A 16647-nucleotide genomic window follows, 5' to 3' on the forward strand; every position below is an offset into this window, starting at 1 on the left:
ACGCCCACCTAAATGGCGGGCGTTTTGCTGATTAAGCGAGCTAGAGCGCCGCTAGATCAGGCCAATCAAAGCGCCTGATCCCAGGGACGGTCGCCATTGGCGTCTTTAATCCGGGTCGGTAGACCCATTACGTCCAGCAGTTTGAGGAACGGCTCAGCCGGCAGTTCTTCGACGTTGGCCATGCGCGCCACATCCCAGTCACCACGCGCGACTAGCAGCGCAGCGGCGACCGGCGGTACGCCAGCGGTGTAGGAAATGCCCTGACTGTCGGTCTCGACATAGGCATCTTTGTGGTCGGCGACGTTGTAGATAAACAACTCGGTTGGCTTGCCGTCTTTGGTGCCTTTGACCAAGTCGCCAATGCAGGTTTTACCGCTATAACCCGGCGCCAGCGAGGACGGATCGGGCAGCACGGCCTTGACCACTTTCAGCGGCACGACTTCGAGGCCTTCGGCGGTTTTGACTGGCTGTTCGGACAGCAGACCGAGGTTTTTCAGCACGGTAAACACGTTGATGTAGTGCTCGCCGAAACTCATCCAGAAACGCACGTTGGGCACGTTCAGGTGTTTGGACAGGGAATGCACTTCGTCATGCCCGGTCAAGTACAGATTCTGTTCGCCGACTACCGGCAGATCGTCGGTGCGTTTGACTTCAAACATGCGGTTGCTGGTCCACTGGCTGTTCTGCCAGCTCCAGACTTGGCCGGTGAATTCACGGAAATTGATTTCCGGATCGAAATTGGTGGCGAAGTACTTGCCGTGGGAACCGGCGTTGACGTCGAGGATGTCGATCGACTCGATGCTGTCAAAGTACTGTTGCTGCGCCAGTGCGGCGTAAGCATTGACCACGCCCGGATCGAAACCGACGCCGAGGATGGCGGTCACGCCCTTCTCCTGGCATTCGGCCAGGTGCTTCCACTCGTAGTTACCGTACCAAGGCGGCGTTTCGCAAATCTTGCCCGGTTCTTCGTGGATGGCGGTGTCGAGGTAGGCGGCGCCGGTCTCGATGCAGGCGCGCAGCACCGACATATTGAGGAAGGCCGAACCCACGTTGATGACGATCTGCGATTCGGTTTCGCGGATCAGTGCTTTGGTTGCTTCAATATCCAGCGCATTGAGGGCAAAGGCCTTGATCTCGGCCGGCTGTTTCAGACTGCCCTTGGCGTTAACGCTGTCGATGATGGCCTGGCATTTGGAGATGTTGCGCGACGCGATAGCAATCCGACCCAATTCGTCGTTGTGCTGCGCGCACTTGTGGGCCACCACCTTGGCGACACCTCCTGCACCAATGATCAGAACATTCTTCTTCAATTGTTTCACCTCCTGAGTACTGCGTTATTGAGAGCGTTGCAGCGGGTTTAAACACGTAGGGTGGATGACGCTGTTTGCATCCACCTGTGTGATTGCAGAGCGGTGGCCGGAAAAGCGCCGCCCACCCTACGGGGTTAAGACAGGCTCGACAGGTAATCGTCAAAGCCAAATTCGCGCACCACTTCGACGCTGCCGTCGAGTTGCTTGACCGCGATGGACGGCATTTTCAGGCCGTTGAACCAGTTCTTCTTGACCATGGTGTAACCGGCGGCGTCGATAAACGACAGGCGATCACCAATGGCCAGTGGCGTGTCGAATTGATACTCACCGAAGATGTCACCGGCCAGGCAGGACTTGCCGCACACCATGTAGGTGTATTCACCGTTGCACGGTTCCATCTTGGCGTTAAGGCGGTAGATCAGCAGGTCAAGCATGTGCGCTTCGATCGAGCTGTCGACCACGGCCAGGTGCTTGCCGTTGTACAGGGTGTCGAGCACCGTGACTTCCAGCGAGGAACTCAGGGTGATGGCCGCTTCGCCCGGTTCCAGATACACCTGCACCCCGAAGCGCTCGGAGAAGGCCTTGAGCCGCGCACAGAACTTGTCCAGCGGGTAGTCGTCGCCGGTGAAGTGAATGCCGCCACCGAGGCTGACCCACTCGACCTGCTCCAGCAGATGACCGAAGCGCTCTTCAATGGTCGTCAGCATCTGGTCGAACAGCTCGAAGCTGCCGTTCTCACAGTTGTTGTGGAACATAAAGCCGCTGATCTTATCCATCACGGCGGCGATCTTTTCCGGGTCCCACTCGCCCAGGCGGCTGAATGGGCGCGCCGGGTCGGCCAGCAGGTAATCGGAGCTGCTCACCTGCGGGTTAACACGCAGGCCGCGAATGGTGCCTTCGGTGGCTTCGGCGAAGCGTTCAAGCTGGCCAATGGAGTTGAAGATGATCTTGTCGCAGTTGGCGACCATTTCTTCGATTTCATCATCGGCCCAGGCCACGCTGTAGGCATGGGTTTCGCCGGCGAACTTCTGCCGACCGAGCTTGAGCTCGTACAGCGAGCTGGACGTGGTGCCGTCCATGTATTGCTGCATCAGGTCGAACACCGACCAGGTGGCGAAGCACTTAAGCGCCAGCAGCGCCTTGGCCCCGGAGTGCTCGCGTACGTAGGCGATCTTCTCCAGGTTGCCCAAGAGCTTTTGCTTGTCGATGAGGTAGTACGGCGTCTTGATCATCTGCGTGTCTGTGCCCCGAATGCTATGCAAAGTCGGCCGGCAGGCAATCAGCAAAGCTGACCCCTCCCCGAAAAGTGGAGGCGAATTGTGCCGACAACCGGCACATACCGAAAGAGCAGTGGGGATATTTCGTCGATTCAGTGACTATCGGCAACGACTGCGCGGCCAACGTGAAACAACCCACGCGCCGCAGGATGACCAGTCAGAGTGACAGGGGTATGACGTACCCCAGCGTTAACGCGCCGGGGTTGTGCGGATCAATTGATCGGCGTGGCCGTCAGGTTGGCGCGGATATCGGCGTTCTGCAGCTTGACCCCGTACATCGAAGTCACGGCACCGCCAGTGGGATGAACATTCTGAATCCGGTCGATGTTCACTTCCTTGAAATGCACCCGGCCGTTGACCGCAAAGCCAAGCGGATCGGGGCTGACTGGCGTACAACCGGCAGCTGATTTATTGCAGACCTTGGTCGGCGCCACGTCTAGGTTGAGGTCGACATTGAACCCATAGGCATTGGCGTTCGGGTTACTCGGGTTACCGTCAGACGTGTGGAAGTTGTCCACCACCAACTGGCTGCCTGTGCCGTTCACCTTATTAACCCGCCCGGTTTCAATGATGATCTGATTGCGCTTCTCGTTATTCGATACGCTATTGGCCGGGTTACCGGAGCCATCACGTACAAACACGTTCTTCAGCTTGACCGAGATGCCTTCGTCACCGCGATCTTCCCAACGCCCGCCACTGGCCACACAGGCGCTGGAAGTACTGCCGCTGCCGCCGACGCACAGCGCACCAGCACCGCCCGAATTAATGGCCAGGGTCGAACCTTGCTCATAGCGTTTGAGCACTAAACGACCAATGCTGCTACCGGTTTGCCGGTCACCCCAGCGCACATCGTTCACATCAAGCTTGGACCAGTACGTCCCCTTGCGCAGCTCGACGCCGTTATTGCTGATATCCAGCGAGCCATCACGAAAGTGGATGTCATAGCTGCTACCTGCCAACCAAAGGCCTCGGCCATTCTCGTCGACGGTAATCGCCGCATTGGCTTCACTCATATAGAAGTCGGCGTTGTAACGCAGACCATCGCCCGTCGCCCCGCCCGCCTTGAGGGTGATGTGGCCATTGAGGGTAAAGTCATAGGCCGGGAATATTTCCATTAGAACCAGCAGTTCGGTACCGCCCTGCAGCGGTGCGCCAGGTGTGCCGACACGCAGACCATCAAAACTATAACTACCGACCACGTTCTTGAAACCCAAGCGCATGCCGTCGAAGTGACCGTTATAACCACCGCTGTTCATGTCGGTATTGGTACCGGCATAACAACTGGCAGAGACACCCGCCGCGCAGCTCTTGGTCAGGTCAAACGTAAACTGCCCCGTGCCATGGGTGCGCAGGCCGCTGAACCACATGCTGTTACCGTTATCGGTGAGCGCCAACGAGCTGTTGACCATGTTCCAGCTGAGGTCGGCGCTGATACCTTTTTGCCCCGAGTTAGGGTCACCGCCCGGGCGCAGCTTCAGCCAGTTTTGCCGTGCGCCCTGGTCGAGGAAGTTCAGATCCACCGCCAGGCCGCCGAGTTTCTGATTGCTCGGGTTGCCCATGATCAGACCGCCCAGCGTGGCGTTGAGATTCAAATCTTGAAAGGCGACTTTGGCGTAACTGCCAACACCATCCTGTTCAAGATCCAGGGTCAAACCGGAATTGCTGATCAGGCTGCCGGCAAAGTTCTCGGCGCGCAGCACGCCTTCATCCTGATACTGGAACAGGCTGTTGGCGATGGTGATATTCGGTTTGATCCGCAGTCCTTCGCCACTGGCCCCGCCACCCGCAATGCTGATACTGCCGCCCAGGCGCAAGTCCATGTTCAGTTTGCCGAAGCTGCGCGGGGCATCCACGTCACGCAGATCGGGAGTGCTCGGCGTCACCGCCACACCTGGCGTCGGGTCGCCATGGGCCAGATCAAGGCTGATGCCGGCAATCGAGCCAACAAAGCGCGAGGTACCCAGGTCCAGCTTGATCTCCTGGCCACTGCCGCCGCTAACAATATCCAGGTAGGCGTTGTTCAGGTAGGTATCGAACGACAGGCCTTTGACAATCAGGTCAAAGCCATTGTCGCGGTAATAGAAGGTCGCCGCGCTCAGCGACAGCTGACTGTCATCCACGCTGAAACCACTGACACCGCTGGCCCCCCCGCCACTCAGTTTGAGGCTGGCGCCCAGGGTGAAGAATGCACGAAAGGCGCCAAAGCTTTTGCTGCTGCCAGCCAATTCGATGTTATCCACACTCAGCACCTGGGCACTGCCGCTGTGCTGCACCTGCAATTGATCGCCGACTACATCAAGCGTGGTGGTCGAGTTGCTGCCCGCTGTTTGCGGTGTGCCACTGACACCCTTGAGGCTAAGGGTCTGGCCATCCTGCGTGTAATTCACACTACCCGCCGACCAGCCACCGCCACTGGTTTGCAGGCTGATACCGTCACGTCCGCTGACGGATGACAACGCTTGATCATCCAGCGCCTGCATGGCCTGCGTAAGCGGACTCAGAAGTGCGAGCAACAACAGCGAGTGACGGTGCATGGCTCTGCTCCTCAGTTCTGCGGAAAGATCAGCACGTTGCCTTGCATGCGGATGGTGCCATCAATCTTCGCCGAGAAAATATTGGTCTGCTGATACGACGGATTGCCGCCGTTGGCCACACTCAGCGACTTGTTCTGCCAGCCGCCCTGGTTAGCCACGCCAAAGGCAAAGCTGCCATCCTTGAACTTCACCTCGTTGGGCAGGCCGAACTCCAATACATCCTTATTGAAGGCTGCGCCATCACCATTAAAACCACTGTTGATAGTCCGCGTACGCAACGTCAGCCCTTCGAAACTGAACACACCCTTGAGGTTGTCCAGTACATACCATCCGCCAACTTCTTCCGAACGAATAGCGATGCGCATACCGCAGTTCTCCGCTGTACTGGCGCCCGCATTGGCGCAGCTACGTTGGCTGGCCGTCCACGTGCTGGGGTTGTTGCTGGCCGGTTTGCTCCACAACACACCGCCATCCTTGTTGATACTGAACTCGCCAGACAGATACACCCCGCCCTGACCATTCATGCTGCTCAACGTGTTGTCATCCAGCGCCTGCATTTCGGCAAGCGCCGGCATTGCCAACATGAACACCACGACTATCCCGAATCTAGAGATCACGGCTGGTCACCTTCAGATAGTTGAAGCTCAGCCCCGAAATTTCATTGCGACCGAAGTTAAAGCCGCCGTTCAAGCCGCCAGCCCCTACCACGGCCTGACCATTCGAGTTCACCACCGCCCCCGGCATGTTGGCGAACCCGTTGGCGGGTGGCCGTCCGTAACCGATATTCATGTTGTCGAATACCAGATTGGTGCGCGGGGTATTGGCATAGAAATCTGCCGCCTGAGCATTGCGCTGGGCAGCCGTACCGCTGGTATTCACAGGGTTGCTAAGTTCCAGAACAAATTGACCGTTGCTGTTCACATCAAACTGCAGCGGCTGCGATTTACCATAGCCCAGCGCAATATTGGCGTAGGCATTGGTCAGATACAGCGTGCCGCCCAAGGCCGCCGCAGCGCTGCAATTGGCAGCTGCCTCCGGTGCTGTACAGGCACTGATATCAAGGTGTTTGGCAAAGATATTGATCAAGGCTTCGCCCACCAACTGCTTGCGACTGTTATCCCCCCACAACCGCAAATAAGAGCCATCCATGGTCAACTGGGCCAAGTCAAAATCGAGAATATCCTTACGCCCTCCCCCCACGCTGAAATCAAAGCGCATGCCCAGATCAGCACGACCGCTTGGGTCACTTGAGCAGTTCAACCCTGCACCGGCGAAACCGCTGATACAGCTTGAACCGCCCGAGGTCATGCGTTCCGGAAAGGCCAGTGTTAGCACCGCCACATTGCTCGGCGTGGTCTGCACCCATTGCGATGCACCACTGGGCGCCCAGTATTGAACCGTCTTGTTGACGCCCCCCTCGCGGACGACCTTACTGCGCAGTTCCCAGGTGTCACTGAGCGCACGCATTTCTTCGCCCTTACCCAGGGTTACGGTAAAGGGGTGGTTCAGCCGCCCCAATGTAACCGGAGTCTTGTTGGCTCCTTTGTTACTGCCGCTGCCGCTCAGGTAGAACTCCGATAATTTGACCGGCATGTTCTCCTTGGTGCCGTCGGCCTTGACCCGCTCAATATCATTGATGGTGATATTGGCGGCTGACGCATCCAGCATGATGCCGTCCAGCACGAAACCGAATCCGGCCCCCTGAACCACTGACAGCTCTTCGTCAGCCAACTCCTGCAGCTCCGCAACACTGCAGGTGGTCACCGAAAGCAATACGCAGAAACCAATTGATCGAAGCATGATTAGCACCCGTGAGTCGCAGAGCCGAGACAGGTATCTTTGCGTGCAATGCCTTCCAGCGCTTGCTGGAAGCTTAGGTTAATGGCTGCCGTACCATCGGCATTGCGCGGCAAGTTCATAAAAGCACCCGCCAGGGCCGTGATGAACTTGCTGGCATCCTGCTGATCGCGCCACTGCACGTTTTCCGTCTGCATCGAGAGGAATACACCATTGGCAGTGCCGACAAACTGCTGGGTCTGATTGTCAAACTTACCCACAGGAATGCTGCCGTAATCGGAAAGATTGAAGCAGGTACTAACGCCCAGCAAACCGCAGTCCTGCGACTTAAATAACCCCAGCAGAAAGTTAGCAACAGCACCTGAAGCGGGCATGGAGAGGGTTGTGCCATCAGGCAGGCCAGCCATGGTGCCGCGCACAGGATCTGCATTGCCGGCCCCGTTGACCAGTGATGCCTGCGCTTTGAACTCATCATTTGCCCAAGTGCCACTTACAAGTGACTTTGCGATGCCGCAGATTGGATCCCAGCCGCAATTCATTTTCGGCCCCAGATAACTACCTTTGCCAAAGATATCGATGGCCAGATTACCGGTGTAAGTATTGATATTGCCGGATAAATGCCCCTGCGCTTCACCAAAGCCGAGGCGCACACCCACTACCTTGTTGTCTTTGTAGGCCAGCTCTAGAAAGGGGTTGGAAATACGGAATGGGTTAATTGTGTCGTTCGCATTCACCGACCCCAGGGCAAAATTGTCGATATTGATATCTGCGGTATTGGCAGCCTCACCCGTGCGGCCATACAAGCCCAGCTTGAGCTTGTTCATATTCAACTGGGTTTCAATGTCCATGCCGAAATTGATGCGGGTGTAATTGACCCCTGCATAGCTATCAGTGGCCAGGTTGATGAAAGCCTGGCCAGTGACTTCTGACAATTCACTGTCGGCCAACTCAACCATTGCCCCATGGGCAGCCACACTCATTAACGCCGAGCTGATCAACACACAGGCAGTCTTGGCAAAGCGCAAAGCTGGGCGCATGGCAAATTCCTTGTTTTTTATTATCGGTGGCAGGTCTCTGTAAGACTCCACGCCTTGATTAGCACTATAAAAAGCTCGCCCTTTGAATGTGCCGACCCATAGTCGAGAAAACCCGAGAAACTCGTCACAGGCAGCCGTCAGGCTGTTACCCATCACCACACCACGGGTTACATCCGCCCGAGCGGCGCACAGACGATGACTGACACTCAAGCCTTGGCCGCGCCTTGCAGTACAATCGGCGTTTTTTGCGAAAGCCCGCGGAGCGGATGCCCCGATGATTGATCCCAAGCGCGTACTGCGCGCCCTTGCTGAACACTGGACGTTGCTGGAGCCGCTGTGCGAGCGCTTCGATGCCGGCACCCTGAGCTTGGTGGAGCTGCGCAACCAACTGGCCGTGCAACTGCCAGACGGCAGCCCCACCGACATCACCGCCCTGCTCGACCAGTGGATTCGCCTGGATATCCTGGTGCCGGTGGCCAAGAGCCCCAATCGCTTCGAGTTGAACGCACAGATTCACGACTTCCTCGCCTACCTGCGCCGCGAACACCGCCTGGGCCTGTGCCTGGAAATCGAAGCCTACCTGCGCCATCTGGAGCGCCTGGCCGGCTATATCAAGGACGCCTTCGAGGTACGTGACGCCGCCGACCTGGCGCGCCAGCTGCGCTTGCTGGATATGCGCGTGCGCGACGTGCTGAAGAAGCTGGCCAACGACGAGCAGGCCCTGGTGGCAGTGGCCGAGCGGGCCAAAACCAGCGACCGGCAGATTCCGTTGCGTCAGCGCTACGCCGAAGTGCTGGCCACCTGGGACGAATACGTCGAGCCGATGATCCAGCTGGTCGCCGCCGACGGCGCTTTCGAACAGGGCGTCTACCGCGTCGAACACGTGCTGCTGCGCCTGCTAGGCGAACAGCAGCGCCTCGGCCAGCTGGTGGATGACGACCTGCTGCTACGCACCCATGCGCGCATACTGGAAATGCAGACCACCGCTCAGCTGACCCTGCGCCGCGCCCGCGAGTTGCTCTTGCCACTGCGCGAAGAAGCACGCCGGCATAACGCCGTGACCCGTGGCGCAGCACTCGCCCTGTCGGCCATTCGCAAAAAGGGCCTGGACGCCGTGCCACAAGCCTCACTGCCGCTGTTCAGCCGCCCGCAAAGCACCTTTCTCGGCACCGCTTCGCAGGTTGAGGCCTATGTCTACGCCCTAGCCCGCTTCGAGCCAAAACCGGCGCAGTTCCCCAAAGCGCACAGCAGCCGCAAAGGCGAAGCACCACGCGCGCCACGCACCGCGCGGGAGATGATCGAACGCTGCGAGCAGGCCCTGCCGCTGCCGGACCTGATGGTCTGGCTGCTGGAACAGGAGCCCGAAGGCGCCACCGACGAATTGCTCTACTGGTTCTCGCGCTTGTCGCGCGATGGCCGCTTCCAGCGCGAGCGCCTGGAGCGCCGCGACTACCTCACCCGCGAGCATCAGGTCAGCCTGAGCTCCTTTGCCCTGATCAAGCCGGCCGGGACCACCGCCCTATGAATATCGACCTAAAAGAACTGACCCAGCTCGCGCCGATCTTCCGCGAGCTGTTCAAGGGCTACCACATCAGCCGCAGCAATCCAGAACTCTATACCCAGCTGGCCGGCCAGCAGGATCAGTACCGCGCCCTGTTCAAGGCGCTCGGCTATGAACTGACGTGCGACAGCCGTGGTTTCTACTATTTCGTGCCCGAGCAAATGGGCGCGCAGGTCAACAAAACCGCGCAACGCCTGGCGCTGTTCACCTTCATTTTGGTCGAACACTTGGCCGACCAGGGCCGCGACCCGCTGGCTGTGCTCGACGGCGGCAGCCTGGGGCGCGACGAGCTGCCGGCGTTACTGGAAAAGTACCGCGACCTGTTCCTGCAGGCCGAAGTCACCACCCAGGATGAACTGGAAGAAAAAGTCATGCGCCGCCTGACGCAGCTCGGTTTTGCCAGCGAAGACAACGGCATCTACCGCTTCCTCGCGCCGATGCATCGCTTCCTCGATGTGTGCCTCTCCGTGCAGCAAGACCGTGACCTGGCCGCCACATTGCACAGCAGCCTGCCGCTGCCAACACCGGTGCTGCAAGATGAAGAGGTCGAAGATGAGATCATCAGCCTCGCAGAGAACGATGCCGACGAATCCGAAGAAGACGCCCTGGCCCGCGCCATGGCTGAAGAACGTAACGCCCAGGAGATGGATGCATGAGCCAGGAACGCTACGGCATCCGCCGCTTCGCCCTACTGAATACCGCCGGTTACAGCCTCGGCCTGTTCCCACTGGAAAACCCGCTGTCGGTTTACGGGGCCAACAACCTCGGTAAATCCGCCTCGATCAACGCCCTGCAGTTCCCGATTCTGGCGCGCATGTCGGACATGAGCTTCGGCAAGTACAGCCTGGAGCAATCGCGTAAGTTCTACTTCGCCAGCGACACCAGCTACATCCTCGTCGAAGTCGCCCTGCCCCATGGCCCGCATGTAATCGGCGTGGCCGGTCGCGGCCCGGGCGGCGGTTTTGGCCACCAGTTCTTCGCCTACCAGGGCACCCTGAATCTGGAGCACTACCAGAAGAACGGCACCTGCCTGCGTCAACGCGAGCTGTTCAACAACCTGGAGCGCGAGGGCATCAAGGCCTACGAACTGAAGCCGGAAGAGCTGCGCCGCCTGCTGGTCGGCGGGCATACCTCGATTCCGCTGGACCTGACGCTGATTCCGCTGCGTTCGACCAGCGAGCAGAGCCTGAAAACCTTCCGCGCGCTGTTTATCAACCTGCTGCACATGCGCGAAATCACCGCGGCCAAACTCAAGCAGCTGTTCCTCGATGCCTTCGAGCACAGCCTGCGCTCGGGCAGCGTCGACTACATCGCCGCCACCGAAGAAGCCTTCCGCGATGTGCGGCGCATGGAACAGGACTACCAAGCCCTGGTTACCGCCGGCCCGCTGATTGAAGCGCTGGCCGCTGGCGTGGCTCAGCGCGAACTGCTGCGCGGCAAACTGCATCGCCTCTCGCCGCTGCTCGATTCGCTGCTCGGCACTTGGCAGGACTACGCCGGCGCACGCCGCGAGGAACTGGTGATCCAGGCCGAACACTACCGCGGCGAGCAGGACGGTCTACAAAATGAACAACGTGGCGGCACCCAGGAATTGATGCGCATGGAGCGCGAGATCAGCGAAATCCAGCGCTGGCTCGGCGAGTTATCAGTGCTGAAAAACCGTTTCGCCCTGGTCACCGACGCCAAGGTGCTGGAAGAACAGCTGCTGGCCGCCAAGGACGCCCACGACGAACTGGCCGGCGCACTGGCGCAGTCACGGCAGTTCTCCGCCGAGGACTTAGATGAGCGTCTGCGCGACTTGGAGAAGCGCTTAAAGTCTGTCAAGCAGCAACTCGAACACGCCGACAACAACAGCTACTCACGCTTGCGCGAAGAGTTCAGCCAGCAGGACGTCGACCGCCTGATGCGCCTGTTCAACGGCCAACTGTTTAGCCTGCCGCTGGGTGAGAAAGGCATTCAGGTGGCCGAGGGTGATGCTTGGGTCAAATCCCTCGAAGCCATCCTTGATGGTTTTAAAGGTGAACACTTCGAAGTACCCGGCCTCACCATCGACCTCAGCCATATCGAACCGCCAGCCCTGCAAGCCCTGGCCGACCGCGCCGCCCTGCGCGACCAGAAAGACCGCCTCGATCGCGAATACAAACAGCTGAAAACCCAACAGGCCGTAGCGGCCGACCGCGCAGCGAGCAAGGCCCAGGCCGAGCAGTTCTACCAGGCCGTGCTGGATGCGCAGAAAGCCCTGGAAGACTTCCGCCGCAGCCAGACCCTGGCCGTGGAAGAGCCGCACAAGCTGGAGCAGCTGGCTCAACTGGAAGCCGCCCAGGACGAGCTCAAGCGCGCCGCCGATGCCTTTACCGAACGCGTGCAGCAGCTCTCCGCCAAGCTGCAACTGGTCGGCCGTCAGCTCGCCGATCTGGAAGCCAAGGAACGCACGCTGGAAGATGCCCTGCGTCGTCGCCAACTGCTACCGGCCAACCTGCCGTTCGGCACGCCGTTTACCGACCCGGTGGATGACAGCCTGGATAACCTGCTGCCGCTGCTCAACGACTACCAAGACGCCTGGCAAGGCCTGCAACGTGTCGACGGGCAGATCGAGGCGCTGTACGCCCAGGTTCGCCTCAAAGGTGTGGCCAAGTTTGACAGCGAAGACGACGTCGAGCGCCGTCTGCACCTGCTGGTCAACGCCTACGCCCACCGCCAGGATGAAGCCATTACCCTGGCCAAGGCGCGCCGCGCGGCGGTCACTGACATCGCCCGTACCCTGCGCAATATCCGCAGCGACTACGACAACCTGGAACACCAACTGGCGCTGTTCAACCGCGAAATCAACAAGCGTCAGGTGTCCAACCTGGAAAGCTTCCGCATTGTCCTCGCCCCGAATAAAGATGCGCTTAAACACATCGACCAGATCATCCACAGCGCCGGCCAGTACGAAGAAGGCGAAACCCTCTCGGTGTTCGACCTGCAACAGAGCAGCGAACAGGACAGCAAGAACGAGGAGGCCAAGGACTATCTGTCGCGTCTGGTCGCCGCCAACCATAACCAGTTGGGTTTGAAGGATCTGTTCGAGCTGGCCTTCGAGATCACCAAGGTGCATGGCCAGCCGGTGATCCACACCGACATCGATGGCGCGGCGTCGAACGGCACCACCATGACCATCAAGGCGCTGACCAACATGTACTTGTTGCTGCACCTGATGGACCGCGACCAAGCCGGCAAGGTACGCCTGCCTTACTACCTGGACGAAGCAGCGGATATCGATGAAAAGAACCAGCAGGCGCTGATCGAGACCAGCCTGCAACTGGGCTTTGTGCCGATTCTTGCCTCGGTGAAACCGCAGGTCTCGGCTCACGTGGCCATCGACCTGGAAGGCGGCAGTGGGCCCAATGGCATCTATATCGACGAAGCGGATTGGAAATACATCCAGCGCCGTGACAGCGCCAAGAACAAGGCAGAAACCACAACCGCAGCCATCGAGCCAGCCTAACGCTGGCTCACACGCCATAAAGCACGAGGGCCGCAATGGCGGCCCTCGTCGGTTATTTCTCCAGCGCGATCTTCGGCGCCCAGCGTAACCACTCTTCCTTGACCTCATCATGCAAGGCAAAGGTCTGCCCAGCCTGCGCCGGCCCGCCCATTTGCGGGTTATCCGGCGAAGCAAAGGCAATACCGCCCTCCAGCAAAGCCTCCAGCGACTCGGTACGCACCTTCACGCCACTGAACAACCCGGCATCCACACCAATGCCGCTGGCATTCCAGAAGCGGCTGCCAGTACGCACCAGCGGTGCATAACGCGGCTCGATCAGGATATGGATCAACACGCGATCCGAGGTCGGTCCCAGCTCAAAATCGGTGACTTTGCCCACCGGCACCTCGCGGTAACTGACCACCACACCCGGCTTGATCGACCCACGCCGTGCGGCACTCAACACCAGACGCAGGCCCTGCTCACGGGCATTGGCTTTAGGCGGTGCTTCGGCAGCCGTAAAGCTCAGCTGCGCAGCGCCCTTCTGATTTGAGGGCTGCACTTCCAGATACTGGCCGGTGACCAGAGTTTCCAGGTTGGCGGCGCGGGTCAGGCTGACCTCTGGCTTGACCACCCAGAACTGCGTGCCTACCCGGGCAATCTGCTGCGTCGCCTGGGTAACCCGGGCGTGGAGTACCACCGCCTGCAGATCATCGGTGAGCTCGATACGCTCAACCTTGCCAACGTCCAGGCCCTTGTAACGAATCGCCGTACCCGGATTCAGCCCATCTCCACGAGGCACACGGATGGTCAAGGCCACGCCTTTCTCCAACGCCTGCTCCTGGCTGCTGTAGAGGTTGAAGCGCTGCACCCGCTTATCATCCTTGGCGGCTTTTGGATCTGGTGTCTCGAAGGCGACCCCCCCAGCAAGCAGGGTCTGCAAGGACTCGCTCTTGACCTCGACACCGGACAAACCGCCTTTGAGGGTAATGCCACTGGCATTCCAGAAGCGCGTACTGTTGTTCACCAGATGGGCATACTCAGGCTCAATGTGCACACCAAACGCCACTTGTGTGTTATCCCGCGACAGTTGATAGCTCTGCACCGAGCCTACCTTGACTTGCTTGAACAAAATCGGGCTGCCGACCTCCAGCGAGCCACGCGCGTCGCTGAACAACACCAGGTGCAAGCCAGGCGCGGCCAGATCGAGCGGTGGCGCCTTGGCCCTGGCAGCAAAATCACGCGCGGGCGCAGCGCCCTTCTCACCCGGGCGAATGGCAATGTAGTTGCCCTTGACCAGTGCCTCCAGCCCGGTAATACCGGCCAGGGAAATCGATGGTCTAACCACCCAGAAATCGGTGCCTTGCACCAGATAGTCTTCTGTGCGCGGGTCCAGCATCAGTTCAACCCGCGCACCGCTGAGGTCGTCATCGATCTTGAACGTCTTCATGTGCCCGACCTGGATGCCCTTGTACATTACCGGTGTGCGTCCAGGCTCCAGCCCTTCAAAGTCATGCAGGGCGAGATTGACGCGGATGCCGGCCTGCGCCGCGTCGAAGTCTTCATACAAGCGGAATGGCAAGGACGGATCGGTCGGTGGGCTGTCCTTGCGGTGTTCCGGGGTAGCAAAGGCAATACCACCCGCCACGATGCTCGCCAGCGACTCGGTGCGCACTTTCACCCCCGAGAGCCCCGCATCGATGGACACACCGCTGGCGTTCCAGAAGCGCGTGTGTTTGCGTACCAGGGAGGCAAACTCCGGTTGAATAAACACCTTCACCTCAACCTGACTCTGGTCCTCTAGCAGCGCGTAACTTTTAACCCGGCCAACTTGGATCTGCTTGTAGAACACCGGACTGTCGCGATTCAACGAACCCAGGCGCTCGGCCTTGAGCGTCAGGTGCAGGCCGGGAGCGGTATCGGCCAGCGGTGGCGGCTCATTGAGTGCAGTGAACTTGCGCGTAGGCTCACCATCACCCGGGCTGGCGGCAATGTAATTACCTGACACCAGGGTTTCCAAACCAGTAATCCCTGCCAGCGAAACGCTCGGTTTGACCAGCCAGAAGCGGGTGTTGCTGAGCAGTTGATGCTCCACACGCTTGTCCATCTCCAGCGTCGCTCTTACGCCACGCCGCTCGCCGCTGTCGTCCAGCTCCATCGCAGTCAACTTGCCAATCGACATGCCCTTGTAGATGACTTCCGTCTTGCCGGCCTGGAGGCCTTCACCGGTCTCGAAAGTCACCTGAATCTCGATGCCCGCTTCGCTATAGGCTCGCCATCCCAGCCAACCGCCGATCAGCAGCGCAATCAGCGGCAGCACCCAAATAGCCGACCAGTTCGAAGCTGGGCGTGCCTTGGCTAACGGCAAATCATTCATGGTCGTCATCCGAATCCGTGTTATCCCATATCAGGCGGGGGTCAAAAGTTAGAGCGGCGAGCATGGTCAGCACCACCACACTGGCAAAAGCCGTTGCGCCATAGCCAGGTTCGATACTGGCCAGGCTGCCGAAGTTGACCACCGCCACCAGTATGGCGATGACAAAGATGTCGAGCATCGACCAGCGCCCAATCCATTCGATAAAGCGGTACATCAATATCCGCTGTCGCGCCGACATCGGCTGATGGCGCTGCACCGAATACAGCAGCAGAGCAATGCCCACCAGCTTGAACGTCGGCACCAGAATACTGGCAATGAAGACCACCGCGGCAATCGGCAGCATGCCGTAGTTCACCAATTCGATGACACCCGACATGATGGTATCGGACTGTCCTTTGCCCAATGAGTTGACCGTCATGATCGGCAGTAGATTGGCTGGGATATACAGCACAGCAGCCGTCAGCAGCAACGCCCAGGTACGTATCAGACTGTTAGGTCTGCGCTCATGCAGGCGGCCACCGCAACGTGTACAGAACTGCTTGTGACCACGCTGCTGCGGGTTGAGCTGGTGGCATTCATGACAAATCAGCAGCCCAGCATCAATCGCACGCATGCTCATCCTCTCCCGACAGGGCTTCCCAGATCTGATGGGGCGACATCGTCACCTCCAACCAGACCTGCACCAGTAACAGCGCGACGAAACACAGCAGCCCCAGTCCAATACTCAGTTCGGCCAGATCGACCAGCTTCACAATGGCCACCAGAATGCCCATCAGGTAGACCTCAAGCATGCCCCACTCACGCATGTGATGATAAATACGGTAGAGCAAAAGGCCATAACTGCGGCCAATATCCAGGCGGATACTCAGCAACACAGCCAACTGACACAACAGTTTGAGCAATGGCACGGCCATGCTGCACAAAAAGACCACAACAGCGATGCCCTGCATACCGTTGTTATACAGCCCGAGAACGCCACTCCAGACTGTATCCTCGGTCGCCTGCCCCAATAGATTAAGACGCATGATCGGCAGGAAGTTGGCTGGGACATACAGCAGCAAAGCGGTAATCACCAACGCCATACTGCGCCGGATAACCTGCGTGCGGTGCGTATACAACTCGTAGCCGCAACGCGGGCATTCAACCCGATCACCAGCTGCAGTCGGTGGTTTACGCATCAACAGATCACACTCATGACAGGCAATCAGCTGCTTGAGCTCAAGCTCGGTGAAAGCGTCAGGGGATGCCGGGTCGGCCATGTAAAGAACTCTGCTGGAAGTGCGCAAGA

The 16647-nt window shown here is 59.0% G+C and carries 12 protein-coding genes; 3 read left to right on the forward strand and 9 right to left on the reverse strand.

What is annotated here, in order from left to right:
* Positions 1 to 65: 65 nt before the first annotated feature.
* From OU997_RS02295 to OU997_RS02320, 6 genes are all read right to left on the reverse strand, one after another.
* A complete protein-coding gene (locus OU997_RS02295; RefSeq protein ID WP_267808758.1) occupies positions 66 to 1310 on the reverse strand; it encodes a saccharopine dehydrogenase family protein in 1245 nt (414 codons plus the stop codon).
* Positions 1311 to 1444: 134 nt separating this feature from the next.
* The gene (locus OU997_RS02300) at positions 1445 to 2542 is read right to left on the reverse strand and encodes a carboxynorspermidine decarboxylase (protein ID WP_108487064.1); all 1098 of its coding nucleotides are present in this window, start codon (positions 2540 to 2542) and stop codon (positions 1445 to 1447) included.
* A 257-nt stretch (positions 2543 to 2799) separates the two neighbouring features.
* Positions 2800 to 5121, reverse strand: a complete 2322-nt coding sequence (locus OU997_RS02305; RefSeq protein WP_267808759.1) for a DUF6160 family protein — start codon at positions 5119 to 5121, stop codon at positions 2800 to 2802.
* An 11-nt stretch (positions 5122 to 5132) separates the two neighbouring features.
* Positions 5133 to 5705, reverse strand: a complete 573-nt coding sequence (locus OU997_RS02310) for a hypothetical protein (RefSeq protein WP_267809850.1) — start codon at positions 5703 to 5705, stop codon at positions 5133 to 5135.
* 22 nt (positions 5706 to 5727) lie between these two features.
* Complete coding sequence (locus OU997_RS02315) at positions 5728 to 6921, reverse strand: hypothetical protein (RefSeq protein WP_108487062.1); 1194 nt, start codon at positions 6919 to 6921, stop codon at positions 5728 to 5730.
* A gap of 2 nt (positions 6922 to 6923) precedes the next feature.
* On the reverse strand, positions 6924 to 7955 hold the full coding sequence (locus OU997_RS02320) for a DUF6160 family protein (protein ID WP_108487061.1): 1032 nt from the start codon (positions 7953 to 7955) through the stop codon (positions 6924 to 6926).
* A gap of 274 nt (positions 7956 to 8229) precedes the next feature.
* On the opposite strand from OU997_RS02320, the gene mksB reads away from it, so the two are divergent.
* From mksB to mksF, 3 genes are read left to right on the forward strand one after another with little or no spacing between them, the layout of a single operon-like run.
* On the forward strand, positions 8230 to 9480 hold the full coding sequence (gene mksB, locus OU997_RS02325; protein WP_267808762.1) for an Mks condensin complex protein MksB: 1251 nt from the start codon (positions 8230 to 8232) through the stop codon (positions 9478 to 9480).
* Positions 9477 to 10172 (forward strand): Mks condensin complex protein MksE, encoded by a 696-nt coding sequence (mksE, locus tag OU997_RS02330; RefSeq protein WP_267808763.1) that lies wholly within the window; start codon positions 9477 to 9479, stop codon positions 10170 to 10172. Before mksB ends, mksE begins: the two co-directional genes overlap by 4 nt.
* The gene (gene mksF / locus OU997_RS02335) at positions 10169 to 13003 is read left to right on the forward strand and encodes an Mks condensin complex protein MksF (RefSeq protein WP_267808765.1); all 2835 of its coding nucleotides are present in this window, start codon (positions 10169 to 10171) and stop codon (positions 13001 to 13003) included. Before mksE ends, mksF begins: the two co-directional genes overlap by 4 nt.
* A gap of 52 nt (positions 13004 to 13055) precedes the next feature.
* On the opposite strand, the gene OU997_RS02340 is transcribed toward mksF, so the two are convergent.
* Genes OU997_RS02340 through OU997_RS02350 form a run of 3 tightly spaced genes read right to left on the reverse strand, consistent with a single transcriptional unit; the run spans position 13056 to position 16618 of the window.
* Positions 13056 to 15359 (reverse strand): PqiB family protein, encoded by a 2304-nt coding sequence (locus tag OU997_RS02340; RefSeq protein ID WP_267808766.1) that lies wholly within the window; start codon positions 15357 to 15359, stop codon positions 13056 to 13058.
* Positions 15352 to 15972 (reverse strand): paraquat-inducible protein A, encoded by a 621-nt coding sequence (locus tag OU997_RS02345; protein ID WP_108487056.1) that lies wholly within the window; start codon positions 15970 to 15972, stop codon positions 15352 to 15354. Before OU997_RS02345 ends, OU997_RS02340 begins: the two co-directional genes overlap by 8 nt.
* Positions 15959 to 16618: a paraquat-inducible protein A gene (locus tag OU997_RS02350; protein ID WP_267808767.1), complete on the reverse strand. Its 660-nt coding sequence runs from the start codon at positions 16616 to 16618 to the stop codon at positions 15959 to 15961. Before OU997_RS02350 ends, OU997_RS02345 begins: the two co-directional genes overlap by 14 nt.
* Between the last annotated feature and the right edge of the window lie 29 nt (positions 16619 to 16647).

It is taken from the genome of Pseudomonas sp. SL4(2022) (assembly GCF_026625725.1).
GTDB lineage: Bacteria > Pseudomonadota > Gammaproteobacteria > Pseudomonadales > Pseudomonadaceae > Aquipseudomonas.